This is a genomic window from Psychrobacter sp. Arc9, from assembly GCF_041431295.1.
Lineage (GTDB): Bacteria > Pseudomonadota > Gammaproteobacteria > Pseudomonadales > Moraxellaceae > Psychrobacter.
Genome location: NZ_JASMRK010000056.1, coordinates 1 through 1,330, shown reverse-complemented (window position 1 = coordinate 1,330; position 1,330 = coordinate 1). Strand labels below are relative to the sequence as shown.

The window sequence follows — 1,330 nt, the reverse complement described above, 5'->3', positions numbered from 1 at the left end:
TTCTTGGTCATGGTAAACTCCTATAATTGTGCTTAGTTTACCAAGTTTAGTTGTACGGTTTCTTCAGCATAGCTCAATCAAGTAATGATTATTATTGGGATTCAACTAGAAAATATGGCATAAAGAAACTACCTAATTGCTTCTACAATAGTGGTGAACCCTTACCCTTTAATGAGGTAAAAAATGCTTTATCAAATTATTATAATTGTGAGCATACTAAGAAAGATTTCTATAAAAACACATTAATAAACAACAGAAATACATGGATCAATGAGAATTTAGACTCTAGAAAAATTTATGCTTATAACCTATGTACATATTGCTTTTATTACATTTACCTTTCTTTCACTGCTGCTAATATACAACCCACACTTGATTTGAAAATATCTGATTTAAATTTGGAAAACCTTGGCTTATCAACTTTTGCTAAAAAACATAAATATCGAGCAGGTAGACAGATTGAATTTTCCGCTCCTTCTCACTTAAAACGTTATCTCATACAGTATTTGAAACTTAGAGAGTGGGTTGATAACCTTCATCTTCCTGGAGACTGTCAAGAATACTTGTTTATGCGTATTGGAGAACATCGTCAATTAAAGCGTTTTGCACGTAGCTCTGTCAGTTCTATTGACGACAATACTCCACTTTTTAAAGGGGTTAAAAGGGTTACTGCTAGAGACATTAGAAACCTATGTGCGGAATACTACATAAAACATTCTAAAGGAAATTTGTCATTAGTAGCTAGGAAGTTGAATAACTCTTTAACTACAGTAGCTAAATCTTACACTTCGATCGATATTGAGTCTCAAGCAATAGAGATGAATCATTATCACGAAAAAATGATTACCGCAGTTCTTAGGTCTAATCGAACTAATGAACAAACTATATCTATCAAGACTTCAACTAACTATGATACGGAGAAAATACCAGCAGGATCTTGTTCTAACCTATCAGATAATGATCCTGTTAAGGCATTGGGCTTTAATAATGAAGCCCCCAACCCTTCCTGTGCTACATTTGAAAGTTGTTTGTTCTGTGAATTTTTTGCAATTCATATAGATTTTGAAGATATACATAAACTATTAAGTTTGAAGGAGGCTCTACTAAAGTCTTCTATGATTCGTGATGATCCTGAATATCATCTTCTCTCTATAGAACCATCACTATTTAGAATTGACGAGATTATCAATATTCTTAAAGGAAAAGATAATAGAGTAATTGAACTCGTTGATGATGCTGAACAAAAAATAAAAATACCCCACTCTCAACTTCGAAAGTGATTGAAAAAAGAAGAGCACCTCACTAATCTATTGTTTTCGACCAAGAATAC

General features: G+C 32.7%; 1 protein-coding gene. It reads left to right on the top strand.

What is annotated here, in order from left to right; all coding sequences use genetic code 11:
• Nucleotides 1-50: 50 nt before the first annotated feature.
• Entirely contained in the window at nucleotides 51-1,280 is a 1,230-nt protein-coding gene (locus tag QO187_RS13765) for a hypothetical protein (RefSeq protein WP_371548661.1), read from the top strand.
• Nucleotides 1,281-1,330 lie beyond the last annotated feature (50 nt).